Origin of the sequence: Klebsiella sp. BIGb0132 (assembly GCF_024810075.1) — a bacterium.
GTDB classification, from domain to species: domain Bacteria; phylum Pseudomonadota; class Gammaproteobacteria; order Enterobacterales; family Enterobacteriaceae; genus Klebsiella; species Klebsiella terrigena.
In genome coordinates this window covers 480,843-506,373 of the sequence record NZ_JANUDW010000002.1, presented here as the reverse complement: position 1 = coordinate 506,373, position 25,531 = coordinate 480,843, and the positions used below count along the sequence as shown (strand labels likewise).

At 56.6% G+C, this 25,531-nt stretch carries 22 protein-coding genes; 7 read left to right on the top strand and 15 right to left on the bottom strand.

From position 1 onward, the window contains the following. Nucleotides 1–110 precede the first annotated feature (110 nt). Both M2416_RS09275 and M2416_RS09270 read left to right on the top strand, forming a co-directional pair. On the top strand, nt 111–3,218 hold the full coding sequence (locus M2416_RS09275; RefSeq protein ID WP_259223467.1) for a beta-galactosidase: 3,108 nt from the start codon (nt 111–113) through the stop codon (nt 3,216–3,218). Between the two features lie 242 nt (nt 3,219–3,460). Next, nucleotides 3,461–4,726, top strand: a complete 1,266-nt coding sequence (locus M2416_RS09270) for an MFS transporter (RefSeq protein ID WP_041145726.1) — start codon at nt 3,461–3,463, stop codon at nt 4,724–4,726. Between the two features lie 28 nt (nt 4,727–4,754). Here the strand turns inward: M2416_RS09270 and M2416_RS09265 are convergent, their stop codons facing one another. Next, nucleotides 4,755–5,843, bottom strand: coding sequence for an AAA family ATPase (locus M2416_RS09265; RefSeq protein WP_041145727.1), 1,089 nt, complete (start codon nt 5,841–5,843; stop codon nt 4,755–4,757). An 84-nt stretch (nt 5,844–5,927) separates the two neighbouring features. Then, a complete protein-coding gene (locus M2416_RS09260; protein WP_115193941.1) occupies nt 5,928–6,188 on the bottom strand; it encodes a hypothetical protein in 261 nt (86 codons plus the stop codon). Between the two features lie 291 nt (nt 6,189–6,479). Here M2416_RS09260 and blaTER point away from each other — a divergent pair, with 291 nt between their 5' ends. Further along, nucleotides 6,480–7,334 (top strand): TER family class A beta-lactamase, encoded by an 855-nt coding sequence (gene blaTER, locus M2416_RS09255; protein ID WP_259223465.1) that lies wholly within the window; start codon nt 6,480–6,482, stop codon nt 7,332–7,334. Here blaTER and M2416_RS09250 read toward each other — a convergent pair. The 4 genes from M2416_RS09250 to dcp all read right to left on the bottom strand — a co-directional run bounded on the left by M2416_RS09250 (nt 7,321) and on the right by dcp (nt 12,142). Then, the gene (locus M2416_RS09250) at nt 7,321–7,482 is read right to left on the bottom strand and encodes a hypothetical protein (protein ID WP_259223464.1); all 162 of its coding nucleotides are present in this window, start codon (nt 7,480–7,482) and stop codon (nt 7,321–7,323) included. The two genes, blaTER and M2416_RS09250, sit on opposite strands and share 14 nt — an antisense overlap. Before the next feature lie 78 nt (nt 7,483–7,560). Further along, entirely contained in the window at nt 7,561–8,499 is a 939-nt protein-coding gene (locus tag M2416_RS09245) for an omptin family outer membrane protease (protein WP_259223463.1), read from the bottom strand. Nucleotides 8,500–8,733: 234 nt separating this feature from the next. After that, nucleotides 8,734–9,471 (bottom strand): metallophosphoesterase, encoded by a 738-nt coding sequence (locus M2416_RS09240; protein WP_135184563.1) that lies wholly within the window; start codon nt 9,469–9,471, stop codon nt 8,734–8,736. Nucleotides 9,472–10,096: 625 nt separating this feature from the next. Then, nucleotides 10,097–12,142: a peptidyl-dipeptidase Dcp gene (gene dcp / locus M2416_RS09235; RefSeq protein ID WP_259223459.1), complete on the bottom strand. Its 2,046-nt coding sequence runs from the start codon at nt 12,140–12,142 to the stop codon at nt 10,097–10,099. Nucleotides 12,143–12,336: 194 nt separating this feature from the next. Here dcp and ydfG point away from each other — a divergent pair, with 194 nt between their 5' ends. Continuing rightward, nucleotides 12,337–13,086 carry a bifunctional NADP-dependent 3-hydroxy acid dehydrogenase/3-hydroxypropionate dehydrogenase YdfG gene (ydfG, locus tag M2416_RS09230; RefSeq protein ID WP_041145733.1) on the top strand — a complete coding sequence of 250 codons (750 nt, stop codon included), beginning with the start codon at nt 12,337–12,339 and terminating at the stop codon, nt 13,084–13,086. Nucleotides 13,087–13,175: 89 nt separating this feature from the next. Beyond that, complete coding sequence (locus M2416_RS09225; protein WP_041145734.1) at nt 13,176–13,862, top strand: GntR family transcriptional regulator; 687 nt, start codon at nt 13,176–13,178, stop codon at nt 13,860–13,862. A 53-nt stretch (nt 13,863–13,915) separates the two neighbouring features. On the opposite strand, the gene M2416_RS09220 is transcribed toward M2416_RS09225, so the two are convergent. The 8 genes from M2416_RS09220 to M2416_RS09185 all read right to left on the bottom strand — a co-directional run bounded on the left by M2416_RS09220 (nt 13,916) and on the right by M2416_RS09185 (nt 23,684). After that, nucleotides 13,916–14,347: a universal stress protein gene (locus M2416_RS09220; protein WP_045858368.1), complete on the bottom strand. Its 432-nt coding sequence runs from the start codon at nt 14,345–14,347 to the stop codon at nt 13,916–13,918. A gap of 292 nt (nt 14,348–14,639) precedes the next feature. Continuing rightward, on the bottom strand, nt 14,640–16,103 hold the full coding sequence (locus M2416_RS09215) for a mannitol dehydrogenase family protein (protein WP_259223457.1): 1,464 nt from the start codon (nt 16,101–16,103) through the stop codon (nt 14,640–14,642). Between the two features lie 179 nt (nt 16,104–16,282). After that, the gene (locus M2416_RS09210) at nt 16,283–17,827 is read right to left on the bottom strand and encodes an MFS transporter (protein ID WP_115192600.1); all 1,545 of its coding nucleotides are present in this window, start codon (nt 17,825–17,827) and stop codon (nt 16,283–16,285) included. Between the two features lie 26 nt (nt 17,828–17,853). Further along, on the bottom strand, nt 17,854–19,260 hold the full coding sequence (gene uxaC / locus M2416_RS09205) for a glucuronate isomerase (protein WP_259223455.1): 1,407 nt from the start codon (nt 19,258–19,260) through the stop codon (nt 17,854–17,856). 217 nt (nt 19,261–19,477) lie between these two features. Next, complete coding sequence (locus tag M2416_RS09200) at nt 19,478–20,854, bottom strand: MFS transporter (RefSeq protein WP_259223453.1); 1,377 nt, start codon at nt 20,852–20,854, stop codon at nt 19,478–19,480. 51 nt (nt 20,855–20,905) lie between these two features. Next, nucleotides 20,906–21,910: a Zn-dependent oxidoreductase gene (locus M2416_RS09195; RefSeq protein ID WP_259223452.1), complete on the bottom strand. Its 1,005-nt coding sequence runs from the start codon at nt 21,908–21,910 to the stop codon at nt 20,906–20,908. Between the two features lie 10 nt (nt 21,911–21,920). Next, nucleotides 21,921–23,135, bottom strand: a complete 1,215-nt coding sequence (gene manD, locus M2416_RS09190) for a D-mannonate dehydratase ManD (RefSeq protein ID WP_076946862.1) — start codon at nt 23,133–23,135, stop codon at nt 21,921–21,923. Between the two features lie 222 nt (nt 23,136–23,357). Next, a complete protein-coding gene (locus tag M2416_RS09185; protein ID WP_259223450.1) occupies nt 23,358–23,684 on the bottom strand; it encodes a YnfA family protein in 327 nt (108 codons plus the stop codon). 148 nt (nt 23,685–23,832) lie between these two features. On the opposite strand from M2416_RS09185, the gene M2416_RS09180 reads away from it, so the two are divergent. Beyond that, nucleotides 23,833–24,174: a DUF1283 family protein gene (locus M2416_RS09180; protein ID WP_148250013.1), complete on the top strand. Its 342-nt coding sequence runs from the start codon at nt 23,833–23,835 to the stop codon at nt 24,172–24,174. A gap of 70 nt (nt 24,175–24,244) precedes the next feature. Continuing rightward, the gene (gene speG, locus M2416_RS09175) at nt 24,245–24,805 is read left to right on the top strand and encodes a spermidine N1-acetyltransferase (protein WP_041145744.1); all 561 of its coding nucleotides are present in this window, start codon (nt 24,245–24,247) and stop codon (nt 24,803–24,805) included. Here speG and M2416_RS09170 read toward each other — a convergent pair. Then, nucleotides 24,799–25,476 carry a YnfC family lipoprotein gene (locus M2416_RS09170; protein WP_374761788.1) on the bottom strand — a complete coding sequence of 226 codons (678 nt, stop codon included), beginning with the start codon at nt 25,474–25,476 and terminating at the stop codon, nt 24,799–24,801. The genes speG and M2416_RS09170 overlap by 7 nt on opposite strands. Nucleotides 25,477–25,531 lie beyond the last annotated feature (55 nt).

Sequence of the window (25,531 nt, the reverse complement as noted above, 5' to 3'; positions counted from 1 at the left end):
TCAATGGGTTTCATTTCCAATGATATTGCGGCACAAGGAAAAATATCTGATAACACGTTCATTCTTGTCTAGCGAATGACATTTCCTTCACTTATCCGTCAGGTATGCGTATGCAACAACACGACTCAACCGCCGCCCGCTCTCCGCTGTTCCACGAAGTGCTGGCGCGTGAAGATTGGCAAAACCAGACCATTACTCACCTTAACCGCCTGGCGGCCCACCCGACCTTTGCCAGCTGGCGAAATATCGCCGACGCGCGCGACAATCTGCCCGGCGATCGCCGTCGTCTACTGGACGGACGCTGGCAGTTTTCCTACGCCCGCAGCCCGTTTGCCGTTGACGCCAGCTGGATCGACGCCGATCTGCCGGACAGCCGCAGCACGCCGGTTCCCTCAAACTGGCAAATGGAAGGCTACGACGCGCCAATTTATACCAACGTCCGCTATCCCATCGACACCACGCCACCGCGCGTGCCGGAAGATAACCCGACGGGCTGCTACTCGCTGGCCTTTACCGTTGATCCGCAGTGGCTGGCGGAAGGCCAGACCCAGGCGATCTTCGACGGCGTCAACTCGGCCTTCCACCTGTGGTGCAACGGCGAGTGGGTCGGCTACTCCCAGGACAGCCGCCTTCCTGCCGCGTTTGACCTCTCGCCGTATCTGCAGCCGGGCGATAACCGCCTGTGCGTGATGGTGATGCGCTGGAGCGCTGGCAGCTGGCTGGAAGATCAGGATATGTGGCGCATGAGCGGCATTTTCCGTTCGGTGTGGCTGCTCAATAAGCCCCATCAGCACCTCAGCGACGTGCAAATCACCCCCAGCCTGGACGCGCTCTACCGCGACGGCGAGCTGGCGGTCGATCTGACCATCGCCGCGCCAGCCGGGGAGCTCGACGCGCTGACCGCCGAGGTCAGCCTGTGGCAGGGGGATAAACAGGTTGCCAGCATCCGCCAGCGTCCCGGTTCGCCGGTCATTGACGAGCGCGGTAACTATGCCGAGCGCACCAGTTTAACCCTGGCGGTCGAGCGCCCGGCGCTGTGGAGTGCCGAAACGCCGCACTGCTACCGCGCGGTGGTCTCGCTGTGGCAAGGCGATCGGCTGATTGAAGCGGAAGCCTGGGATATCGGTTTCCGCCGGGTCGAGATAAGCAACGGGCTTTTGCTGCTTAACGGCAAACCGCTGCTGATCCGCGGCGTTAACCGCCATGAGCACCATCACCAGCGCGGCCAGGTGGTGACCGAGGAGGATATGCTGCAGGATATCCTGCTGATGAAGCAGAACAACTTTAACGCCGTGCGCTGCTCGCACTATCCGAACGTCTCCCGCTGGTACGAACTCTGCAACCGCTACGGCCTGTACGTGGTCGATGAGGCCAATATCGAAACCCACGGTATGGTGCCGATGAACCGCCTTTCCGACGACCCGTCGTGGCTGCCGGCGTTTAGCGCCCGCGTGACGCGCATGGTGCAAAGCAACCGTAACCATCCGTCGATTATTATCTGGTCGCTGGGCAATGAATCCGGCGGCGGTGACAACCATGAAGCCCTCTACCACTGGATCAAGCGCAACGATCCTTCACGTCCGGTGCAGTATGAGGGCGGCGGAGCGGACAGCAGCGCCACCGATATTATCTGCCCGATGTACGCCCGCGTTGAGCGCGACCAGCTCATTCCGGCGGTGCCGAAATGGGGCATCAAAAAGTGGATCAGCCTGCCGGGCGAGCAGCGCCCGCTGATCCTCTGCGAATACGCGCACGCCATGGGCAACAGCCTGGGCAACTTCGCCGACTACTGGCAGGCGTTTCGCGAATATCCGCGCCTGCAGGGCGGATTCATCTGGGACTGGGCGGATCAGGCTATTAGCAAAACCTTCGAGGACGGCAGCACCGGCTGGGCCTACGGCGGTGATTTTGGCGATAAACCCAACGACCGTCAGTTCTGCATGAACGGGCTGGTTTTCCCCGATCGCCGCCCGCATCCGTCGCTCATCGAGGCCAAACACGCCCAGCAGTTCTTCCAGTTCACGCTGCTGGCGCAGTCGCCGCTGCGGGTTAGCGTCAATAGCGAATATCTGTTCCGCGCGACCAATAATGAAGAGCTGCGCTGGCAGGTACAGTCAGCGGGCGAAACCGTCGCCAGCGGCAGCACCGCCCTCGATCTCATTCCGCAGGGCGAGGCGGAGCTGACGCTGTGCGATAGCCTGACCCTGCCTCAGGGAGCGAAAGAGGTCTGGCTGCTGCTGGAGGTGGTTCAGCCGCAGGCTACCGCCTGGTCGCCGGCCGAACACCGCGTCGCCTGGCAGCAGTTTGCCCTCGCCGCCCCGCTGGCGCTCGCCAAACCGGCGCCTGCCGGTAGCGCACCGACGCTGGAGATCGATGAGTCTTTCTATGTCGTTAGCCTGGGATCGCAGCAGTGGACCGTCGATCGGCAAAGCGGCCTGCTCAGCCAGTGGCGCGCCGACGGCGTGGAGCAGCTGCTAACCCCGCTGCGCGACCAGTTTGTTCGCGCCCCGCTGGATAACGATATCGGCGTCAGCGAAGTGGAGCGCATCGACCCTAACGCCTGGGTTGAGCGCTGGAAAAGCGCCGGGCTGTACGACCTTGAAGCGCGCTGCGTTCGCTGCGAAGCCCAGCGTCTGGCCCATGAGGTGGTTATCGACAGCCGCTGGCACTATCTGCGCGGCGATGAGGTGGTCATCGTCAGCCGCTGGCGTATGACCTTTGATAGCGAAGGCCGCCTACACCTGGCGGTGGACGGCGAGCGCGCCGGTACCCTACCGCCGCTGCCGCGAGTCGGCCTCAACTTCCAGGTCGCCGATCAGCAGCAGCCGGTCTCGTGGCTGGGCTACGGCCCGCATGAAAACTACCCGGATCGCCGCAGCAGCGCGGAGTTCTCCCGCTGGCAGCTGCCCCTTGCGGAGATGAGCACGCCGTACATCTTCCCAACCGAAAACGGCCTGCGCTGCGATAGCACCGCGCTGGACTGGGGTCGCTGGCACGTCGCGGGCCATTTCCACTTCTCGGTGCAGCCCTACGGTACCGCGCAGCTGATGGCAACCGACCACTGGCACCTGATGCGCCCGGAGAGCGGCGTCTGGATCACCCTCGACGGCCAGCATATGGGCGTCGGCGGCGATGACTCCTGGACTCCGAGCGTGCTGCCGCAGTGGCTGCTTCAGGAGACGCAGTGGCAGTATCAGGTAAGCATTCATTTCCAGTAATAAACCCGGAATAATCGGGCTACGCCGCGGGTGATTCAGCAAACGAATCGCCCGCCGGCCGCCTGGATCATGACGGTATAAACCCGGAATAATTCGCGTTGCAGGCAGGAAACCCGACGGCTTACTGACGTCAGGCCGGGGTGAGCGAGGAAAAGCAGCGCACATGCAACCTGAAGTATGAGCGGTATAAACGGGGCGTCACACCCCCAACCCTACAGGCATAATAAAAATGGAACCTCTCTATGAAATTCTCTGAGCTCGCGCCGCGAGAACGGCATAACTTTATCTATTTCATGCTGTTCTTTTTCTTCTATTACTTCATTATGTCGGCCTATTTCCCCTTTTTCCCGGTGTGGCTGGCGGACGTTAACCATTTAACCAAAACGGAAACCGGGATCGTCTTCTCCTCAATTTCGCTGTTCGCCATTATCTGCCAACCGATATTTGGCCTGATCTCTGACAAGCTCGGGCTGCGCAAGCATCTGCTGTGGACGATCGTGGTGCTATTAATTCTGTTCGCCCCGTTCTTTATATTCGTCTTTTCACCGCTGCTGCAGATGAATATTATTCTGGGGGCGCTGGTGGGCGGCGTCTATCTGGGGATCGTCTTTTCCAGCGGTTCCGGGGCGGTCGAGGCCTATATCGAACGTGTCAGCCGCGCCAACCGTTTTGAATACGGCAAGGTGCGCGTAGCCGGCTGCGTCGGCTGGGCTATCTGCGCGTCGATTACCGGGATCCTATTTGGCATCGACCCGAATATTACCTTCTGGATTGCCTCCGGCTTCGCGCTGGCGCTCGGGGTGCTGCTGTGGTTTTCTCGTCCGGAAAGCAGCAATAGCGCCCAGGTGATGGACGCGCTGGGTGCCAACCGCCAGGCCTTCTCGCTGCGCGTTGCCGCCGAGCTGCTGCGCATGCCGCGGTTCTGGGGATTTATTATCTACGTGGTCGGCGTTGCCAGCGTTTATGACGTTTTCGATCAGCAGTTTGCTAACTTCTTTAAAGGCTTCTTCTCCAGCCCGCAGCGCGGAACCGAAGTCTTTGGTTTTGTCACCACCGGCGGCGAGCTGCTGAATGCGCTGGTGATGTTCTGCGCTCCGGCGATTGTTAACCGCATCGGGGCGAAAAATGCGCTGCTGACCGCGGGGATAATTATGTCGGTGCGCATTCTCGGCTCCTCATTCGCCACCAGCGCGGTTGAAGTGGTGATATTAAAAATGCTGCATATGTTTGAAGTTCCGTTCCTGCTGGTCGGCACCTTCAAATATATCTCTTCCGCCTTTAACCCGAAGCTCTCTGCCACCCTGTTCCTGATTGGCTTCAACTTATCGAAACAGCTCTCCGGCGTCGTGCTCTCGGCGTGGGTGGGACGCATGTACGACACGGTGGGCTTCCATCAGGCTTACCTGATCCTCGGATCGATTACGCTGTGCTTTACGCTTATTTCGCTGTTTACCCTCAAAGGCAGCAAAACGCTGCTGCCGGCTCCGGGATATAACAACGCCGTCTGAGGCATAACGCCCGCCGCACGGCGGGCTTTCAGCGCCTGATTCGGGTCTCACCGCCGCTGTTTTCCAGCTCATAAATTTGGCTTTCCGCCAGCGACGAGATGAGTTCGGTCAGCTCCGCCGAGTGGCTGGTCAGCCAGATTTGGCTATAGCGCGATGCTTCAACGATCAGCCGCGCCAGCGCCGGAAACATCTGCCGGTGCAGGCTGTTTTCCGGTTCGTTAATCGCCAGAAAAGCCGGCGGTCTTGGGCTCAGCAGCGCCACCGCCAGGCACAGAAAGCGCAGGGTGCCGTCCGACATTTCCGCCGCCAGCAGCGGCCGGTAAATACCTTCGCGGCGCATCTTTATCGAAAAGCGCGAATTCTCATTTTCACAGAAGAAACGGCACTCCGGAAAGGCGCTCTCGAGGATTTCGTGCAGCAGCTCCACGGCGCCAATTTCGACAATGGTCTGAAACGCGGCGGCCAGGTTGTGCCCGTCGCTATCCAGTACCGGCGAGCGATAGCCCACCGCCGGATGGCGCAGCGCGGAGTGGCGGCCGATATTAAATTCGTGATAAAAGCGCCACTGGCGCATGGTCTCCCGGACCCGGGATATTTCCGGGAAGCGGTGCGGTTCGCCAAGCTGGCCGAAGATCGACTCGTTCTCATAGATAGCTTCGGTAAAGGTGTTTTTCTCGCCGTTCACGTCAATCAGAAACGCCGCCTGATTTTTCCGCTGCAGCACTCTGGCCGAGGGACGGCGGGAGAAGCCGGCCAGCCAGATAGACTCCTCTTTCACAATCGGATCGAGCATAAACTGGGTGGGATACGGCAGCTTTTCCGGAAACCCAACCTGCAGCTCATAGTCGAACTGTTCCGTCAGGCAGGCGATCTGCAGCCGCTTCGGGTAGCGGGCCGTGGGCGCGCTCTTACCGGACCACATGATGTTTTCGAGGCCGCCTTCATCGCTGATATAGCTGGAGAATTTACCGTCCGCGGAGGCGGTGAGCAGATGGATGGCCTTGTAGATATTGGACTTGCCGCAGCCGTTCGGCCCGAAGACGATATTCAGCGCCCCCAGATCCAGCTCGATATCCCTTACCGACCTGAAATTTTGTATGCGGAGATGGTGGATCATGGTGCTCCCTAAGATCGCGAAATCATTTGCTGTCGCCGGGGAAACGCCACCTGAGCGGACGGCGGTCTGCCGTCCGTCACAGGCTCAGCACAGCGATTTCTTCATACCCCGGGTCAGCGCAACTCTGGTTAGTTTATCCGTGTCGTCATGAGTATCGCTAAACACGCCAAAAAAGTAACGCTCATTATCGATTGTCTGCGACACGATCCGATAACTCAGCGGCTGCCCGGATTTCGCGCCATATTGCGCGGCGGTGACGGAAAGTTCCGTCGCGGTATCGGCGACGCTGACCAGCAGGCCATCCGCCTTCCCCCCCACCAGCATGACCTTAATTAGCAGGTCCACCATGTTCCTCCCGGATTGGGGTCAATGATTAACGTTCGATAGCCGACCGCTGGTAGCAATAGCGCTACCTTCAGTACATTCTTATAGTTCATACCGGCCCTAAATAAAAAAACTCTTTCTTATACTGAGCTAAGCACTGATTATTACGACTAAAAGCTGACGAATGATGAAGGAAAAAAGAGAAATTGTGAATCTTCACAACTCTTATTTCGCATTATTTTCAGGGGCGGGCGTCGCCGGGCTTTACCCATAGCGGCGTGAAGAAATAAAAACGAAGGAACAGTCACCGGAATGCGCCACTCTCTTTTTGCCCCGATCCTCCTGCTCGCCCTGTTCGCCCTGCCCGCCTGGGCGCATGAGGCGACGGTAAACCAGGTCAAAGCCGCTGAGCGCCAGCTCGAGGCCAGAGTAGGCTACGCGGAGCTGGATTTAGCCAGCGGACGGCTGCTGGCAAGCTATCGCCCCGACGAGCGTTTCCCGATGATGAGCACCTTTAAAGTGCCGCTCTGCGCGGCGGTACTGGCGCGCGTGGATGCCGGAGAGGAGAAGCTCGATCGCCGCGTCCGCTACCGTCAGCAGGATCTGGTTGAATACTCCCCGGTGACCGAAAAGCACCTTGCCGACGGCATGACGGTAGCCGAGCTGTGCGCTGCGGCAATCACCCTTAGCGATAACACCGCCGCTAACCTGCTGCTGGCGAGCGTCGGCGGCCCGCAGGGGTTGACCGTCTTCCTGCGTCGCAGCGGAGACCAGACTTCGCGCCTCGACCGCTGGGAGACCGAGCTTAACGAGGCCCTGCCCGGCGACGCGCGTGATACCACTACGCCGCAGGCGATGGCCAAAACCTTGCGCAATCTGCTCACCGGCAGCGTGCTTTCCGCCGCATCGCGACAGCAGCTGCGCAGCTGGATGGTTGACGATAAGGTTGCCGGCCCGCTGCTGCGCTCGGCGCTGCCGCACGGCTGGTTTATCGCTGACAAAACCGGCGCGGGCAACCGCGGGTCGCGCGGTATTATCGCCGCCCTCGGCCCGGACGGGCAGCCCGCGCGCATCGTAATTATTTATTTAACCGGCACCGAGGCCTCAATGGAAGAGCGGAACCGGCAGATTGCCGAGATTGGTGAGACGCTGGTTAAGCACTGGTAAGGCGCGTGCTGTCGTTCGCGGCGGCGGCAGAATTGAGGTCGTCACCGGCCCGGTACGTCAGCTTGTTCTGCCCAGGCGTATCGGTACAGGTGCTGATCAGCGCGGCGGCGAGAATAACGGGTAAAACTCTGCGCAGAGTTCCCTTCACACTATATTCCCTGCGGCATTCTCTACGCACGAGGCGAGCATCGGTGATGCCGCCTCTGCGAGCGCTCCTGAAGTAAACTTAGAATCGATATTGCAGCCCGGCGGTGATGGTATAGTTTTTATTCGAAATGCCCGCTGCATCACCGCCGATTGAAGCTGATTCGCCGCTGTTAGTATCAATAATCTGAGTGCCTCCCTTGCCCTCTTCATATTTACTGTAGGTGAATTCGGCAAAAACTTTGGTTTTCGGCGTGATGTAATATCCGGCATCCACTGACGTACCGTAATAGCGTGAATTCGTCGTTTTTTCCCGGAAGGTCAGATCGCGCATATAGTGCTCATCGTTATCATGCGCCCGGACCCAATCACTGAATTTAAACAAGGCATTAAATTCAAAGTCATTAATACGGTACTGACCCGCGAGGCCCACGTAGGGCATGGAGAATCGCTGGCTGTAGCCAATACCACGTTCACCTGTCGGGAAATTGCCGGTGTAGGCACCGTTATCATAATTATAAGCGCCGCCGGTTGCCGTCCAGCTGAAACGCGTTTCCTGATAGCCTGCGATGACGCCAGCTTTGTAGTTATCGTCCTGGAATATCCAGCCTTTCACGTTAAGATCGTATTCATTGGCGTAATTGACGGTGGTGCTGGGGTGGGACGAGTGGTCCGTCCATCCGGACTGACTGTCGTTCATCCAGTCGTAATCATCCATATGGCCAGATCCAGAAGCCAAAGATGTCCAGCCGCGGGCATTCAGCGTCAGGAAGGAGTAGGCATCCCAGGCTATATCGCCTTTCAGAATAGCGACGTTCTTTATTTTCCAGTCCAGCTGGCTAACTTTACGCCCCGTATCTGCGTCATAAACCATCTCATGAGATTTTCCACTCAGCATCCCGGCGGAAGTCGATACAGTAAAACTTTCTGGCGAGAAATTCGGAGTGAACTGCGCTGACTGCGCATAAGTCGTCCCTGAAACAGTGGCCATCATCATTACCGCAACGGTACTTTTTTTCATTTTTATTCCCATAATCAAAGAACAATCCATAAGTTGCGGCTAAAGTCTAAAACTCATACAAATATCGAACAACTGTCAATTTTTGTCATTAATACACGCTGAAACTATTTACCCTCGAAGTATTCGGTATATATGCCATTCCCTTTAAGAGGCCTTTCGCCATGCTTATAACAGCATCCCCTGAGCGCGCGTTGCCCTGAGCCCAGTAACGGGGGCTCGCGCAAGCCTGATAATTTAAATCGAGACGTGGTGGCTAACTAAGGCGTGGTTAATAAAACGGTGAATCATTAATGACGGGGGATCGTTAACGGGGGGAACGATTTCTGTGCCAAACCACAAAGGGTTGGCAGGACAAATTGATCCGCAGATATATGCCGGGATACCGGAAAAAAAACCAGCTATCGGACGGTGCACGTGTCCGGTTGCGATGGCAATGGGTTGACGAGAACTATTTTGTAAAAACTCGCCAAGCTGGGCGTGATCTTTGCACATGATGTGATCCATAGCAGGAATACCGCTTTGGATTATGTGATGGTGTAAAAAGAGCATAGAGGGAGCATCATCTTCATACGATAAGCTTTTTTCTAACCACGCTAGATGATTACCCACTGCGCCCTCAGACGATCCCTGGATCGTGCTATCTAATCCGATAAGGCGCAGTTCGCCCATATCTGCAACAAAATGAAGACCTTCTGCGAAGGGAGTTACGGACCAAAAGCGTTCGCCCCATACTCTGCGCATTAGTGACTTATTATCAGCGTTACCGGGCAGGATAAACGTCGGAAAACGTCGGATGTCCAGACGGGAATAAATGGATTCATAGCCTTCGAACCAGCTGTTATCAATCAGATCGCCGGTGAGAACTAAAGCGTCCGGCTCAACCGCATCGAGCCATTTTAACGCGCTATCAAATCGGCTGAGATTGCTATTATCCGGGCCTGCGTGAATATCTGAAATTTGAGCAATTATCATTTAAGTCTCCTGATATAGAAAACTAAAAAGCGACCGCATTCGACGGTGACGGAACCCGGCGATACACCCCCATGCTCCTGTCGCCACGAGCCCCGCACGCGGGCGCGTTATGGCTATTCATTCGCGCGCCATCTTCGTCAGCGCGCTCATAGCGTGCAGGAACCCTCGCCCTGTCCGGTTTTGCCGCGGATTAATCCTATTTAATCCGTATGGCGAGAGGAAGCTTAAGGTCCTCCATTAAATATTCACATTTATGCTTTGAAATTAGCCTCCTGGCTGTTGAGAAGTTTTTATGAAAAAAATTGTGCTTTTAGTTTTTGTGCTCTGCGGGGCGATGTCTCTTTCCGGCTGTATTCTTCCGCCTGGAGGGCCGGGGGGTGGACCTGGTGGCGGGCCGGGCGGCGGACATTTTCATGGGCCAGGCCTGCGTTGATACCATAATCAATAAACCACCGGTCTATCCCCTGACCGGTAATCAATGAGTCTCGGTACAGATCGAGCAGCGGTCACATCGGCCGCTATTGAACTCAATCGCCTGGAAGAAATTTGCAGACTTTTCGGCAAGATGAATTTCACGCAATAAGCCGGGCTCCACGCCCGGCTCTCTTTTGCCTGGCAAAATCGCCTACTCGCTTAGCCCGCGATTTTTTAGCATTGGCTCAATCTTAGGATCGTGCCCGCGCCACTGGCGATAAAGTTCAGCTAAATCTGTGCTATTGCCGCGCGACAGAATCGCGTCGCGGAAGCGCTGGCCGTTTTCACGGCTCAGGCCGCCCTGCTCAACAAACCACTGGTAGCCGTCGTCCGCCAGCATCTGCGTCCACAGATAGGCGTAATAGCCCGCGGCGTAGCCGCCGCCGAAAATATGTGAAAAATAGCTGCTGCGATAGCGCGGCGGTACGGCGGCGAGATCGCACTTCTCCGCGCGCAGGGCCGCAGCTTCAAAGGCGTCCACCTCCTGCGGGACCGTCGCCGACGCCAGGCTATGCCAGTGCATATCCAGCATCGCCGCCGCCAGCAGCTCGCTCATGTCGTAGCCTTTATTAAACTTCGCCGCCCGGTACATACTCTCGCGCAGCGCGTCGGGCATCGCCTCTCCGGTTTGATAATGACGCGCATAGTGGGCAAATACCTGCGGCTCGCTGGCCCAGTGCTCAAAGATTTGCGACGGAAACTCGACAAAATCGCGCGGGGTATTGGTTCCCGACAGGCTGGCATAGCGCTGGCTGGCGAACAGACCGTGCAGCGCGTGGCCGAATTCGTGGAATAAGGTGATGGTTTCATCCCACGACAGCAGCGCGCTGCGGCCCGAGCCGGGCTTTTGATAGTTGCAGACGTTGTAGATAACCGGCTGCTGCCGCAGCTCCGTGGACTGCTCAACGAACACGTCCATCCACGCGCCGCCGCTTTTTGAATCTCGCGCATAATAGTCGCCGTAAAATAGCGCCATACCGGCGCCGTTAGCGTCGAAAATTTCCCACACCCGCACGTCTGGATGATAGACAGGAATGTCGAAACGTTCGACGAAGCGCAGGCCAAACAGCTGCGATGCGGTCCAGAATACGCCGTCCAGCAGTACGCGATCGAGCGCAAAATAGGGTTTTAGCTGCGCCTCATCGATAGCGAACCTGGCGCGCCGCACCTGCTCCGCATAGTACGGCCAGTCCCAGGCGGCGGCGGTGAAATCCTCGCCTTCATCATCAATAACCTGTTGAATATCCGCCAGCTCCTGCTCGGCCCTTGCTCGCGCGGCCGGAGCAATTCGGCGCATAAACTCAAAGGCCTGGGCAGGCGCGCCCGCCATCTGATCGGCCATTGACCAGCTGGCGTAGTCAGCCGCGCCCAGCAGTTCCGCTTTCTGCGCCCGGATCGCCACCAGCTGCAGCAGCAGTTCGCGGGTATCGTTATCATCGCCTTTCTGATTGCGCGTCCAGCCTGCGGCAAACAGGTTTTCCCGGGTCTGACGACTGCGCAGTGACAGCAGCGCCGGCTGCTGCGTGGTGTTGAGCAGCGGCAGCAGCCAGCGGTCCTGGAGACCTTTTTCAGCCGCCGCTTTTGCGGCCTCGGCGATCTCCTCCGCGCTCAGCCCGTCCAGCTGGTGCAGATAATCAAGCACCAGGCCACCGGATTTTGCCGCGCTCAGCAGCCGCTGCTGGAACTGGCTCTGCAGCGCCGCGGCCTGGGTATTTAGCGCCCGCAGCACCGATTTCTGCGCTTCCGCCAGCCGCGCGCCGGCCAGCAGAAACCGCTGCCAGGTGACCTCAAGCAGGCGCCGGGACTCCGCATCGATCTGCAGATGCTCACGATCCTCCCACACGCGCTGCACGCGTTCAAACAGCGCCGTGTTAAGCCAGATATCGTTGCCCGCCTGCGCAAGCTCGGCGGAAAACTGCTCATCAAGCTGCTGCAGAAGCGGATTGGTATGCGCCCCGGCCATCGCAAAAAAGACCCGGGTCACGCGAGACAGCAGCTGTCCGCTCAGCTCCAGCGCCACCACCGTATTGGCAAAATCCGCGGGCGCCGGATTATTCACTATCGCGGCAATCTCTTCGCGCTGGCGCCGCATGCCTTCATCGAAGGCCGGGCGGTAGTGTTCATCCTCGATCAGATCGAAACGCGGCGCCTGATAGGGCAGCAGGCTGACGCTTAAAAAGGGGTTATTTTCCGACATTATTATCTCCAGGCTGCGGGCATCAGGTTAGATTAGGCAACTCATTGATTGACCGCAATCAATTCTCGAAGTGCCGCCTGGCTGTGCCTCATTTTTCATCGCCTGTAACCACACCAGGCGCGGTGATTTCCGTTACCGGTCCGCGTTAACGCATGCTATGGTATGACGACACAAAAGCGTTGAGGAACAGTAAGATGATTATCCTGGTTACCGGAGCAACAGCAGGTTTTGGTGAGAGTATGACCCGCCGCTTTGTCGAGAATGGGCATAAAGTGATCGCCACCGGACGTCGTGAAGAACGTCTGCAAACGCTGAAAGACGAGCTTGGCGACGGCATTTATACAGCCCAGCTCGACGTCCGTAATCGCGCGGCCATCGAAGAGATGATGGCCGGCCTGCCTGCACAATGGCAGGCCATCGACGTGCTGGTCAATAACGCCGGTCTGGCGCTGGGGCTGGAGCCTGCGCACAGGGCCAGCGTTGAAGACTGGGAAGATATGATCGATACCAACAACAAGGGGCTGGTCTATATGACCCGCGCCGTGCTGCCGGGGATGGTTGAGCGCAACCGCGGCCATATTATCAATATCGGCTCAACCGCCGGCAACTGGCCCTATGCGGGCGGTAACGTCTACGGGGCGACCAAAGCCTTCGTGCGTCAGTTTAGCCTCAACCTGCGCACCGACCTGCACGGCACGGCGATTCGCGTCACCGACATCGAGCCAGGGCTGGTGGGCGGCACCGAGTTCTCCAACGTCCGCTTTAAAGGCGACGACGCGAAAGCCGGCAAAGCCTACGAAAATACCCAGGCGCTGACGCCGGACGACGTGACGGAAGCCGTGTGGTGGGTCGCCAACCTGCCGAAACACGTCAATATTAATACCCTGGAAATGATGCCGGTTAGCCAAAGCTTCGCCGGCCTCAGCGTGCACCGTCAGGGCTAATCCCCTTGCCCGGCCTACGGGCCGGGTATGGGCTCAAAGGCAAAAAACGCGTAAAATAGCGCACATAATCCATTAAAAAGTAACCATCAATGGCCGCAGAATCACAGCTCAATCCAACACAGCCGGTAAATCAGCAGATTTATCGGATCCTCCGCCGGGATATCGTCCATTGTCTGATCCCACCCGGCACGCCGCTGTCTGAAAAGGAAGTCTCCGTGCGCTTTGACGTTTCCCGTCAGCCGGTGCGCGAGGCGTTTATTAAGCTGGCGGAAAATGGCCTGATCCAAATCCGTCCGCAGCGCGGCAGCTACGTCAATAAAATATCCCTGTCGCAGGTCCGCAACGGCTGCTTCGTGCGCCAGGCCATCGAGTGTGCGGTGGTGCGTCGGGCGGCGGGAATGGTCAACAGCGAGCAAATTTATCAGCTTGAGCAAAATCTTAATCAGCAGCGCACGGCGGTTGAACGCCAGCAGCTCAATGATTTCTTCCAGCTGGACGACGAGTTTCATCAGAAGCTATCGCTCATTGCAGACTGCCAGCTTGCCTGGGACACCGTGGAGAATATTAAGGCGACGATTGACCGGGTACGCTATATGAGCCTCGATCACATCAGCTCGCCGGAAATGCTGCTGCGTCAGCATCACCAAATTTTCAAAGCGCTGGAAAATCGCGATGCCGACGCGGTAGACGCGGCGATGCATCTGCACCTGCACGAAATTAGCGAGTCGGTACTATTAATTCGCCAGGAAAACCGCGACTGGTTTAGCGAAGAGTAGTAGTGCTAGCGGCAGGCGCACTCTCCTGCCGCTAAAGATGCAGACCGGGGCCGTTATCGAACCACCAGCACCGGTATTTTAGCGTAGCGTAAAATAGACTCGGCGTTAGAGCCCAGCAGATGGGTGGAAATACCCGGTTTGCGCGAGCCGACAACAATCACGTCATACTCATCGCTATTGCTGATAGCTAATATTTCATCGCGCACGTTGCCAAACACGACCCGGGTATGAAGACGCTCTGGCGGGATTGAAAACAGACGCGAGAGGGTCTTCATCTTTTTCTCCGACTCCTCTTTCATAAAGGCTTCGAATTTATGAATATCGGCCGCAAAACCGCGAAGAATAGAACGACCGCTGTTTGGCAGGACGTTTAATAACGTAATTTCGCCGTTTTCCGCTGAGGCTAAAAATTCAGCGTGACGTACCGCCTTATCACTTAAGTCCATTTCAAAAACATCTACAGGCAATAAAATTTTTTTGTACATAGCCCGCTCTCCTTTTTCCTGAGGAAGTGTATTCCAGAGGCTTCACTATGCCATAAACATTCTAAATGGAGAACAAACAATCGGCCTAATAAATACATAAGCCATTAAAACAAACACCGCTTATATTTATTTAACTGTGGATAGCTATAGTTATGTATATTCCATGGCCCGGATCATATTTATTGCAGAAAGAGTGAAGATCGGCGGAATGACGTACGGGTAAGACGCGCTGGCGAACGCCGTTCGCCAAAGCCGCGTTAATGCCGCCGGAGCCGGCGGCATTGAAGCACGATTACTGCGCCAGCGCCCAGGCCGCAACGGTCGCCTTAGCCCCCCGGCGCTGCAGCGAGAGATAGGCCTGAGTCACCGCTTCGACAAAGCGCGGATCCTGCGCCAGGCTGGCGCCAAAGATAGCCTCGATACCGAGCAGCGCGTTCACCCGCGCTTCGCCATCGGCGCTCGCGCGCACGGCCTGCTGAATCACCGGCAGCAGCGGGTCGCAAATCTCAATCGCTTCGCCCCGGTCGTCGACGCCGCCAACGTAGCGCATCCAGCCGGCTACGCCCAGCGCCAGCAGGCTAAAATCGCTGCGCTGCGCCAGATGCCAGCGTACCGAATCCAGCATTCTCTGCGGCAGCTTCTGGCTGCCGTCCATCGCAATCTGCCACGTCCGGTGCTGAAGCGCCGGATTGCTGTAGCGTTCGATCAGCAGCCCGGCGTAGCGAGCCAGATCGACGCCCTGCACTTTCAGCGTCGGCGCCTGTTCGTTGAGCATCAGGCTGCGGGCGGCGCGAAGATAGTTCTGGTCCTGCATACAGTCGTTAATGTGCTGATACCCGGCAAGGTAGCCGAGATAAGCGAGGAAGGAGTGGCTGCCGTTGAGCATACGCAGCTTCATCTCTTCAAACGGCACAACGTCGGCCACCAGCTCGGCGCCCGCCTTTTCCCATTCCGGGCGCCCGGCGACAAAATTATCCTCAATGACCCACTGACGGAACGGCTCGCAGGCGACGCTGGCCGGATCGCGCACGCCGGTCAGCTGTTCGATTTTATCCAGGGTCTCGGGGGTCACTGCCGGAACGATGCGATCGACCATCGTTGACGGGAAGGTCACGCTTTCGGCGATCCAGTCGGCAAGCTCGCTATCGATAGCCCGCGCCAGGGCGCAGACCACGTTACGTAATACGTGACCGTTTTCCGGCATATTGTCACAGGACATCACGCTGAATGCCGGTAAACCGGCAGCTTTACGGCGCGCCAGCGCTTCCACGATAACGCCTGGCGCAGACTTCGGCTGATGCGGATTCTGTATATCGGCAACAATCAGCGGATGATCCAGCTGCAGCTCACCGCTGGCCGGTGAATGGCAGTAGCCCTTTTCCGTGATGGTCAGCGAAACAATCGCCACCTGCGGTTCACACATTTTTGCCAGCACGCTTTCCAGCCCCGCAACCTGCGCATGCATCGCCTGCTTAACGACGCCGACCACCCGCGCGGTCCAGGCTTCCGCCGACATTTCGGCGACGGTATACAGCAGGTCCTGCTGCTGCAGATCGGCAATTTGCTGCTCGCCGCCAATCAGGTTTACCTCGGTATACCCCCAGTCGCTGCCGTGTTCCGCGGCCAGAATATCGGCATAGACCGCCTGGTGCGCGCGGTGAAAGGCGCCGAAACCGAGGTGAACGATACGGGAAATAAGGGTGCTGCGATCGTAAGAAGGAAGCGTTGCTCTGGCTGTTAAAAGCGTGTTTTGCATCTTTAGACTCGCTGTATAGAAACGGTATGAGTGTTGACTGCCATACCAGATTACCGCCCGTGAGTGCCTATGTTTTGATTTGCATTAATTAACGGGCGATTGGTACGACATAAATACAATGTTGTGTGACAGGTCTGGCATTTTTTTGTTTTTCACCAGAAGCTATCACACAGGTTTGCTTAACTTTGCGCCGAGGGTGCCGGCTCTGGGCGACGTTTTTCCGCCGGGATATCGCACCACAGCTGGTCATAGTCGTAGCCGGTGAGGTCTTCAACAATGCGCCGCGCTTCGGGGGTGACGTTCTGCTTGAGGCCGTTGGCCTTCAGGCGATCGACCTCATCGACAAAGATCTTGTGCGTCTGCTTGTTGAGGTGGAAGGTCAGCGCCTGCCACAGCGCGATCAGCAGCAGCCCTGCGGTACCGGCGAAAAGCAGTATGGCGATGGTATCAATGGCTTCCTGCGGCTGATTGACGCTGCCCTTCACAAAACCGCCGCTTTGCAGCAGCAGCCCCACCGCGAACGTGGCGATCGCCACCGTCGTCTTACGCGAAAACGTCATCACGGCGGCGAACAGGCCTTCCCGACGCTGGCGGGTGATCATTTCATCGATATCCGGGATAAACGGGAAAACGTTCCACGGCGTAAATTCAAGGACGCAGCGCCCCACCTGGTACACGCCGGCAAGGATCAGCAGCAGCAGAACCTTATTGTCCGTCGGGAATTGATAAACGAGGAACAGCCCGCCGAGGCACAGCATCATCAGGCAATAGGCGAAGACGTACAGACGCGACGGACCGTACTTGATAATGGCGACCCCGGCCGCCAGCGTAACCGGCAGGCCCACGATGCTCATCGACAGCAGCGTTCCCGCCAGCGAAGATGAGACGTTCAGGCAGTAGACGCAGAAAAAGACGAACACCGTGTTATAGACATCTTTCGCGGTGAACGAGAATAGATAAATAGCCAGATGCTTGCGAAACGCGCGAACCTTGAGGGTCGAAGCGTACTCCTTAAATAGATGACCAAAAGACCTCATCTTCTCGGCAAAGGTCTTCTCCACGGCTTTACTTTCTAACTCTGCCTGCATTTCCGGCGTCAGCTCACGTTCCCAGGTTACCTTCCACGAGATAAACACGCAGAGCATAAACAGCACCGCAAACACCACCCCGTTGATGAAATAGGCGCTGGCGTCATTTTCGCCAAAGTGATTAATCAGCAGGCCGGGAATAAACGTTGCGAGAAAAGTTCCGGAAGCGGAGAGAAACATGCGGCAGGTTGAAAGCTTGGTACGCGCATTAAAATCTTTGGTCATTTCCGAAGGCAGAGTTTCCCAGGGAATTAAGACCATGGCGGCAATAATCTCAAACGCCAGATATACCGCAAGGTAGAAGCCGTAGCTCATGCCATCCAGCCACAGCAGCGCATAGACCAGCATCAGCGGCGCGCCGATCAGCAGAAAAAAGCGCCGGCGGCCGAACTTCTTACCTAAGTAATTCTTATAAAAGTGGTCGGTAAAGCTGCCCATAAACAGGCTAACGATGGCATCCACAATGCGCGCGATGGCCACAATAGAGGCGGCTTCAATGGGCGAAAGGCCCACAAAGGTGGTGTAAAAAAACAGCAGCCAGGCACCAATTACGGTAAACGCTCCGCCTCCCATAATATCGGTCATACCATATCCGATACTTACCGGGATGGTAATTTTCTTATTACTCCGAGCCATATCAAATCCTCACGTCAGGACGAATATTAAAATTTAAAATATGCTTGCGCATTATCGTGACAGATGTTTTTTATCATTCTGGTTAATATCACTTCATCATCATGGACTTCGCCGCGCGTCACCCAGCCGCCAATTAAATTACAAAGAATACGGCGAAAATAATCATGACGAGGATACGAAATAAGACTGCGGGAGTCGGTGAGCATGCCAATAAAATTCATCAGTAGCCCCTGGTCGGCCAGCGTATTTAGCTGACTCTCCATGCCGCGCCGGGTATCGTTAAACCACCAGCCGGAGCCAAACTGGATCGGCGATTTAACGCCGTGCTCTGCGCTCTGAAAGTTGGCAATGGCCGATGCCACAACGTCGTTGTAGGCCGCATTCAGGTTGTAGACGATGGTTTTCGGCAGCGCATGGCGCCGGCTCAGGCCGTCGAGAAACTGATTCAAACTGCCGGCAAGCGCCGGCTGATCGGCAATGGAGTCGAAGCCAGAGTTAATTCCTGATTGCTCCAGCATCAGGCTGTTGTTGTTGCGAATGGCGCCAAAATGAATCTGCATCGCCCAGCCGCAGCGCCGGTAGTGCTTTGCCAGCAGCACAAAAATAGCGCTATTCAGGCCATGCTGCTCATCGGCGGTTAGCTCCTGGCCACTGAGCTTCTGCGCAAAGAGCCTTGCACCTTCCGACTGAGATACCTCTCGCCAGACCAGAGCCTGCAAACCGTGATCGGAGATACGGCATCCGGCATCGTGGAAATAGTCGACGCGATTGGCTAGCGCCCTTTCAAAATCATCCAGCGTGGCGATCGGCAAATCGGTTATGGCCGCGAGCTGCTGCATAAAGATGAAGAACGCCTGCGGGTTCTCTTCGAAGAAACCGTCTGGGCGAAAGGTTGGCAGCACCTTCACCGGAAATCCGTCATCACTCTTCAGGAGCTTATGGTAATGCAGGGTATCCAGCGGCGAGTCCGTGGTGCAGATCGTCTCGACATTCGAGCGCAGGATCAGCTGGCGAGGCGTGAATGCTTTTTCCCGCAGCCGGGCGTTGCAGTGGTTCATAATTCGGCGCCAGCTTTGGCGATTCAGCGCTTCGTCGCAGTCAAAATAGGCCTGCAACTCAAGATGAGTCCAGTGATAAAGCGGGTTGCCAAAGCATGATTCGACCGTCTCCGCCCACGCCTGGAATTTCTCCTCGGCAGCGGCGTCGCCGGTAATAAAACGTTCATCAATAGCGTTAGCCCGCATGGCCCGCCATTTATAATGGTCGCCGGCCAGCCAAAGCTCGCTTATATTAGCAAAGGCCTTGTTCTCATAAATATCTCTGGCCTCGAGATGACAATGATAGTCAATAATCGGCAGATCCTTAGCAATATCATTGTATAACTTCACCCCACGATCGTTGCTAATCATAAAGCGTTCATTAATTAATGGCATAACTCCCCTCTTAACAATCACGTCCATTGTTCAATAAGATGCAGAGAATATATCCGCAGCGGCACCTGACTCTCTGTGTAATATGTCAAATAGGATCAGGGCTCCCGGGCCGGCGCCGGAGAAAATAATCAGCGCGACCGGGAGGCCATTTTAAAAATCAATAAATACGTTTCAGCCATCAGCAGAGATGATAATGGCGCAGAGTCAGACTCTTTTTTTAAATATACTGACCGGATTTTTCGTCTTTAGGCAGCGGAACCGTATCGGCAGCATCGTTTGCCAGGCTCAGGTCGCGGTCGCGCACTTCTGGCATCAGGATGGCGGCCAGTAAGCCGATCACCGAATAGCAAATCAGCATCACCACCACCGGCAGCCACGAGTCGGTCATATTACAGAAAATACCCGCCAGCACCGGGCCGAAACCCACGGCAACCAGCCCCCCCATCTCTTTTGAGATAGCCATGCGGGTGAAGCGATTACGCGATCCAAACAGCTCGGCCATGGTAATATTTTCCAGCGCAAACAGGCCCAGTACCGCCACGTTATGAATAACAACCAACGATGCCATAATGGTGCTCACGCTGTGGCTTTTATCCATGATAATTGCCAGCATCGGATAGGCTAAAATAATCGCCGAAATATTGACGATAATGTACGGCGTGCGCCGCCCTACTTTATCTGAAAGCCAGCCCAGCAGCGGAATAGTGATAAAACCGATCGCCGAGCTAATCATTAACGCATCTGTCGGGATCGCTTTATCAAACAGCAGGGTTTGCACCAGATAGCCCGCAAGGAAGGTCTGAATCAGCCCCGAGTTGCCCGCCTGGCCGAAGCGCAGGCCGGTTGCCAGCCAGAATGATTTACTCTTCAGCATTGCGCCAAAGCTATTCTCCTGGCTGCTGGCGGCGCTTTGCCGGCTGCCGCCCTCGGCGACTTTTTCAAATACCGGGCTTTCCTTGAGGTTCAAGCGCAGCCAGATGGCGAAGATCATCACCACTACGCTGGCAAGGAACGGAATACGCCAGCCCCACGCCACCAGCTGCTCGCGGTCGAGCAGGAAGAACATCACCGCCCAGATTGCCGTAGCGCTGAGGGTGCCGCAGTTGGTTCCCATCGCCACCAGCGAAGAGATAATGCCGCGCTTACCTTTCGGCGCATATTCCGCCAGCATCGTTCCGGCCCCGGATATTTCCGCGCCAGCGCCCAGCCCCTGAATCACGCGCAGGGTGACCAGCAGCACCGGCGCAAGGATCCCCACCTGGGCATAGGTGGGCAAAACGCCGATCAGCGTCGTGCAGATGCCCATCATGGTGATGGTAATAAAAAGAACTTTCTTGCGGCCGATGCTATCGCCCATTCTGCCGAAAATAAACGCCCCGACGATGCGGGCAATATATCCTGCGCCGTAGGTCCCCATGGCTAAAATAAGCGCCATCGCCGCAGACTGTTCGGGGAAGAATATTTCATGGAATACCAGCGCGGCGCCTAAAGAGTAAAGCTGGAAATCCATAAACTCCAGCGCGGTACCTAACCAACCGGATACAGCCGCGCGGATGAGATCGGAGGTTGTTCTCTCATTCTTTACTGTCGTCATCTTTATAATCTCTAATTGTGTAGGATATAGAGTCTGGCGTTGTATTGGCTGTCAGAAGGTTAATAACACCTTACAGCAACTCTTACGGTCATTTTCAAACAGCTCAATTGCCTCAGCGACCTGTTGATAGTCAAAGGCATGGGTAATTAACATTTCCGGATTAATCAACCCCTGTTCCAGCCAGCGCAAAACAATCGGGAATTTATTGGCGTTTAGCCGCGAGGAAAATATCGACAGCTCTTTACCGGTAATCCCCTGCTGCGCCACCTGCGACGGCTCGGTAGAGAATCCCATCAGGACAATTCTGGCCGCCGGTGAAGCCAGCGTAATCGCCTCCTGTAATATTGTCGGGTGACAGGCGGCGTCGATAATCAGCGTCGGCTTCACCTCTAACACCTCGGCTAATGAGTGCTCGCCGTTATTGATCGTGCGGTCGGCACCGTTGCGCTGGGCCATCTGCAGACGTTCATCGATTCGGTCAACCACAATCACCTGGCCGACTTTGTAGACCTGCTTAAGGACCTGGATAGTGGTTAAGCCCATCGGCCCGGCGCCGTAAACCAGCGCCACGTCCTGCTCGGTCGGCGTCACCTGCCCGGTCACGTTGGCGGCGATCGTGAAGGGTTCCACCATTACCGCATGCCTGTCCGACACGCCGTCCGGTACCTGCCAGGCGTTTTTCGCCGGCACCACCGCATACTCGCTGAAGCCGCCGTCCCGGTGCACGCCGATAACCACCAACGAGGTGCAGACGTTCGGTTTGCCTACCGAGCAGGGATAGCAGCGTCCGCAGCTGATAACCGGATCCACGCACACCCGCTGGCCCACGGTTTTATCCGTCACCCCGGCGCCAACCGCATCGATAGTGCCGAAGAATTCGTGGCCGATAACGCGCGGGTATTTTGCAAACGGGTTGTGTCCGCGATAGATGTGGCTATCCGAACCGCATATTCCCGCCAGCTGCACCTTGACCCGAACTTCTCCCGCGGCAGGCTCTGGCAGCGCGCGCTCCTCAATCACCAGCTCATTGGGCTGGCGGATAACGATACTTTTCATTTTGTTCTCCTTACCAGTTCCACAAAGTGCCATCTTCTAACCGCGCCACCGGCAGGCAGGCCGGATCGTACGGATATTTCGCTGCCAGCTTCTCGTCAAACTCAATTCCCAGCCCCGGCTTTTCGCCTGGGTGCATATAGCCGTTATCGAACGTCCAGCTATGCGGGAAAACGTCGAGCATCTGCTCGGAGTAGCCCATGTACTCCTGGACGCCGAAGTTCGGCACCCACAGATCAAAGTGTAGCGCCGCCGCCATGCAGATCGGCGACAGGTCGGACGGGCCGTGCGAGCCGGTGCGTACCTGATAAAGCGAGGCAAAATCGGCGATACGGCGCATGCCGGTGATCCCGCCGGCGTGGGTCACGGTGGTGCGGATATAGTCAATCAGCTGCTCCTCTATCAGCTGCTTGCAGTCCCAGATGCTGTTAAAGACTTCCCCGACCGCAATGGGGGTCACGGTGTGCTGGCGGATCAGGCGGAAGCACTCCTGATTTTCAGCCGGCGTCGGATCCTCCATCCAGAACAGACGATACTCCTCGATGCTCTTGCCAAAGCGCGCGGCCTCGATCGGCGTCAGGCGATGGTGCATGTCATGCAGAAGGTGCTCGTTGAAACCAAATCTTTCGCGCACGGCGGCAAACAGCTGCGGGGTAAAATCAAGATACTTCTCCGTCGACCACAGCTGCTCTTCCGGCCACAGGCCCTTGGTCGCCGGCTCGTAGGCCTGCCCTTTGCCTTTTGCCATCCCGTAGGTGGTCTTCATCCCCGGAATGCCGCACTGCACGCGGATGGCCTTAAAGCCCATCTCTTTGTGGCGAGCGTAGTCATCCAGCACTTCGTCAATGGAGTGGCCCGTGGTGTGGCAGTAAACCATCACCCCTTCACGGGATGCCCCGCCCAGCAGCTGATACAGCGGCATCCCCGCCGCCTTCGCTTTAATATCCCACAGGGCCATATCGACGGCAGAGATAGCCGACATGGTCACCGGCCCGCGGCGCCAGTAGGCTCCCTTGTAGAAGAACTGCCAGATATCTTCGATACGCTGCGCGTCGCGGCCGATAAGCTGCGGGCAGAGGTGATCCTGCAGGTACGATGCGACGGAGAGCTCGCGACCGTTTAAGGTGGCATCCCCCAGCCCGACGATGCCGTCATCGGTGGTGATTTTTAGGGTGACAAAGTTACGTCCGGGACAGGTGACGAAAACTTCAGCGGCAACGATCTTCATCTTTTTTTATTCCTTACATCTCTGCGGTTAGTGCATAAAATTAAATCATCAGACCTACTACCATACAAGTATAACGATCGAAAAAGATGCTATTGGTCACATTAATGCCCGGGCCTGACGCGGCGGCCGCTGGCTGAAGAAAAGCGGTAAACAGAGGTGGAAACAGGCGCGATGCCGCGCGGCCGACGCATCGTCTGCCCCGAGCTGCGCCCGGAAGGTTAGCTAGGCGCGGCCCCACCCGGCGACGATAATGAGCATTCCGCACAGCGCAATAGCCGCGCCGGCCCAGTCGTAGTGGCTAAGCTTTACGCCGTCAACAAAGCGCAGCCACAGCAGCGCGGTGCAGACGTAGACTCCGCCGTAGGCGGCGTAAACGCGTCCGCTCGCTGCCGGGTGCAGGGTCAGCAGCCAGACGAACATCGCCAGCGCGAGTCCGGCGGGCAGGAGCAGCAGCGGCGTGGCGCCCCGCTTTAGCCAGAGCCAGGGTAAATAACAGCCGAGGATTTCGCACAGGGCGGTGGCAAAAAAGAGCAGAGTGGTTTTGAGCATTAAAGATACGTAAATAGCGCAGAGAGTGGCGGCATTCTACGCGATAATTGCCCCGCTCCCACTTCCTTTTGTCGGGTATGCCGTAGAAAAGAGATGTAGTAAACTCATGTTAAGGGCTATCCCTTTTTATCACTCAAAGGAAACCGTGATGAAAATGACACTGAACAAACGCTGGTGCCTGACCGCCATGCTGGCGCTAAGCGCCGTGGCCTTCACCGCCTCGTCTTTTGCTAAAACCGACACGCTGGTGATTGAATCCGGCGATAGCGCGCAGAGCCGCCAGAACGCCGCCATGGAAAAAGAGCAGTGGAACGACACCCGCACTCTGCGCCATAAGGTCAACACGCGCACCGAGAAAGAATGGGATAAGGCCGACGTCGCTTTTGATGCCCAGGATAACTGCCAGAAAAGCGCGAACGTCAACGCCTACTGGGAGCCGAATACCCTGCGCTGCCTCGATCGCCGCACCGGCCGTAGCGTAGCGCCGTAACCCGTCACGCATGGCGCCTGCGGGCGCCATAATTCATTATTATCGCCAGCATTGCTGCACAGGAACACCCATGACCGACGCTCATACCGTCAAGCTGCGCCCGCTAGAGCGCGAAGATCTCCGTTTTGTTCACCAGCTCGATAACAACGCCAGCGTAATGCGCTACTGGTTTGAAGAGCCGTATGAGGCCTTTGTCGAGCTCTCGGACCTCTATGACAAGCATATTCACGATCAGAGCGAGCGCCGGTTTGTGATTGAGTGCGACGGGGAAAAAGCCGGTCTGGTCGAGCTGGTTGAGATTAACCACGTCCACCGCCGCGCCGAGTTTCAGATTATTATCTCCCCGGACTATCAGGGGCGAGGTCTCGCGACCCGCGCCGCTAAACTGGCAATGGACTACGGCTTTACCGTACTCAACCTCTATAAGCTGTACCTCATCGTCGACAGCGAAAATGAAAAAGCGATCCACATCTACCGCAAGCTTGGGTTTATGGTCGAGGGCGAGCTCATTCACGAGTTTTTCATTAACGGCGAATACCGCAATACTATTCGGATGTGCCTGTTCCAGCATCAGTATCTTAGCGAACACCGCCCGCAGGGCCCGACGCTGCTGAAGCCAACGGCTCAGTAGTATTCGATGCTATTTTTGATGGTGTAATGGCGGGTTAACGGCGGCTGCACGCTTTCATCGATAACCTGCAGCTCGCACTTCACCGGGTTGTCGTGACTGTCGTAGTCGCAGGTCTGCCGCACGCTGCCTAGCTCGCGATCGTTGAAGGTGCTCACCGCCGTGTAGTCCAGCTTTTTCCGCGGATCGGCCGCCGGCGTTGAGACCACCGTAAAGCGCTCGTCTTTGGCGGTGGTGGTTTTGCCTAGCGGATAGCCTTCGTCATCATAGCGGTAGCTGGCCGTGGTCTCTTTGCCGCGGGCGGTCACCACAAAACCATTGTCATCCGTTTCCCAGCTCACGCCCGCCGACGGCATTTCGGCAAGCTGGCACTTTCCCTGCAGGCGCAGGCGCTTTTCACGCGTTTGCGCATCGAGATAGTAGTTCGCGTCGAGCAGCAGCGTGGCGCCGGTGTTATTTTCGCGATCCTGGAAAGCCAGCAGATCGAAGCAGCCCTCGCTGGATAATCGCCCGCTGACCTGTTTCACCACTTCATCATGCTCATCGAGCAGCGTCTGGCTGAAATCTTTCACCGGGCCACGCAGCGGGTCAAATTCAAATTCGTTGGAAAAACTCGCCATTTCTGGCGTAAAGGCCTGCGGCGCGGATTGATTATCGCAGGCGCTGAGCGCCATGGTCGCCAAAACCAGTAAAAACAGTTTGTTCACGCCCGATTCCTTCTGTGTCCCT

Excerpts from the sequence above, each read along its gene's own strand:
- M2416_RS09275 (WP_259223467.1), top strand. The coding sequence starts at position 111 with ATGCAACAACACGACTCAACCGCCGCCCGCTCTCCGCTGTTCCACGAA.
- M2416_RS09270 (WP_041145726.1), top strand. The coding sequence starts at position 3,461 with ATGAAATTCTCTGAGCTCGCGCCGCGAGAACGGCATAACTTTATCTAT.
- M2416_RS09265 (WP_041145727.1), bottom strand. The coding sequence starts at position 5,843 with ATGATCCACCATCTCCGCATACAAAATTTCAGGTCGGTAAGGGATATC.
- blaTER (WP_259223465.1), top strand. The coding sequence starts at position 6,480 with ATGCGCCACTCTCTTTTTGCCCCGATCCTCCTGCTCGCCCTGTTCGCC.
- M2416_RS09245 (WP_259223463.1), bottom strand. The coding sequence starts at position 8,499 with ATGAAAAAAAGTACCGTTGCGGTAATGATGATGGCCACTGTTTCAGGG.
- M2416_RS09240 (WP_135184563.1), bottom strand. The coding sequence starts at position 9,471 with ATGATAATTGCTCAAATTTCAGATATTCACGCAGGCCCGGATAATAGC.
- dcp (WP_259223459.1), bottom strand. The coding sequence starts at position 12,142 with ATGTCGGAAAATAACCCCTTTTTAAGCGTCAGCCTGCTGCCCTATCAG.
- ydfG (WP_041145733.1), top strand. The coding sequence starts at position 12,337 with ATGATTATCCTGGTTACCGGAGCAACAGCAGGTTTTGGTGAGAGTATG.
- M2416_RS09225 (WP_041145734.1), top strand. The coding sequence starts at position 13,176 with ATGGCCGCAGAATCACAGCTCAATCCAACACAGCCGGTAAATCAGCAG.
- M2416_RS09220 (WP_045858368.1), bottom strand. The coding sequence starts at position 14,347 with ATGTACAAAAAAATTTTATTGCCTGTAGATGTTTTTGAAATGGACTTA.
- M2416_RS09215 (WP_259223457.1), bottom strand. The coding sequence starts at position 16,103 with ATGCAAAACACGCTTTTAACAGCCAGAGCAACGCTTCCTTCTTACGAT.
- M2416_RS09210 (WP_115192600.1), bottom strand. The coding sequence starts at position 17,827 with ATGGCTCGGAGTAATAAGAAAATTACCATCCCGGTAAGTATCGGATAT.
- uxaC (WP_259223455.1), bottom strand. The coding sequence starts at position 19,260 with ATGCCATTAATTAATGAACGCTTTATGATTAGCAACGATCGTGGGGTG.
- M2416_RS09200 (WP_259223453.1), bottom strand. The coding sequence starts at position 20,854 with ATGACGACAGTAAAGAATGAGAGAACAACCTCCGATCTCATCCGCGCG.
- M2416_RS09195 (WP_259223452.1), bottom strand. The coding sequence starts at position 21,910 with ATGAAAAGTATCGTTATCCGCCAGCCCAATGAGCTGGTGATTGAGGAG.
- manD (WP_076946862.1), bottom strand. The coding sequence starts at position 23,135 with ATGAAGATCGTTGCCGCTGAAGTTTTCGTCACCTGTCCCGGACGTAAC.
- M2416_RS09185 (WP_259223450.1), bottom strand. The coding sequence starts at position 23,684 with ATGCTCAAAACCACTCTGCTCTTTTTTGCCACCGCCCTGTGCGAAATC.
- M2416_RS09180 (WP_148250013.1), top strand. The coding sequence starts at position 23,833 with ATGAAAATGACACTGAACAAACGCTGGTGCCTGACCGCCATGCTGGCG.
- speG (WP_041145744.1), top strand. The coding sequence starts at position 24,245 with ATGACCGACGCTCATACCGTCAAGCTGCGCCCGCTAGAGCGCGAAGAT.
- M2416_RS09170 (WP_374761788.1), bottom strand. The coding sequence starts at position 25,476 with ATGGCGCTCAGCGCCTGCGATAATCAATCCGCGCCGCAGGCCTTTACG.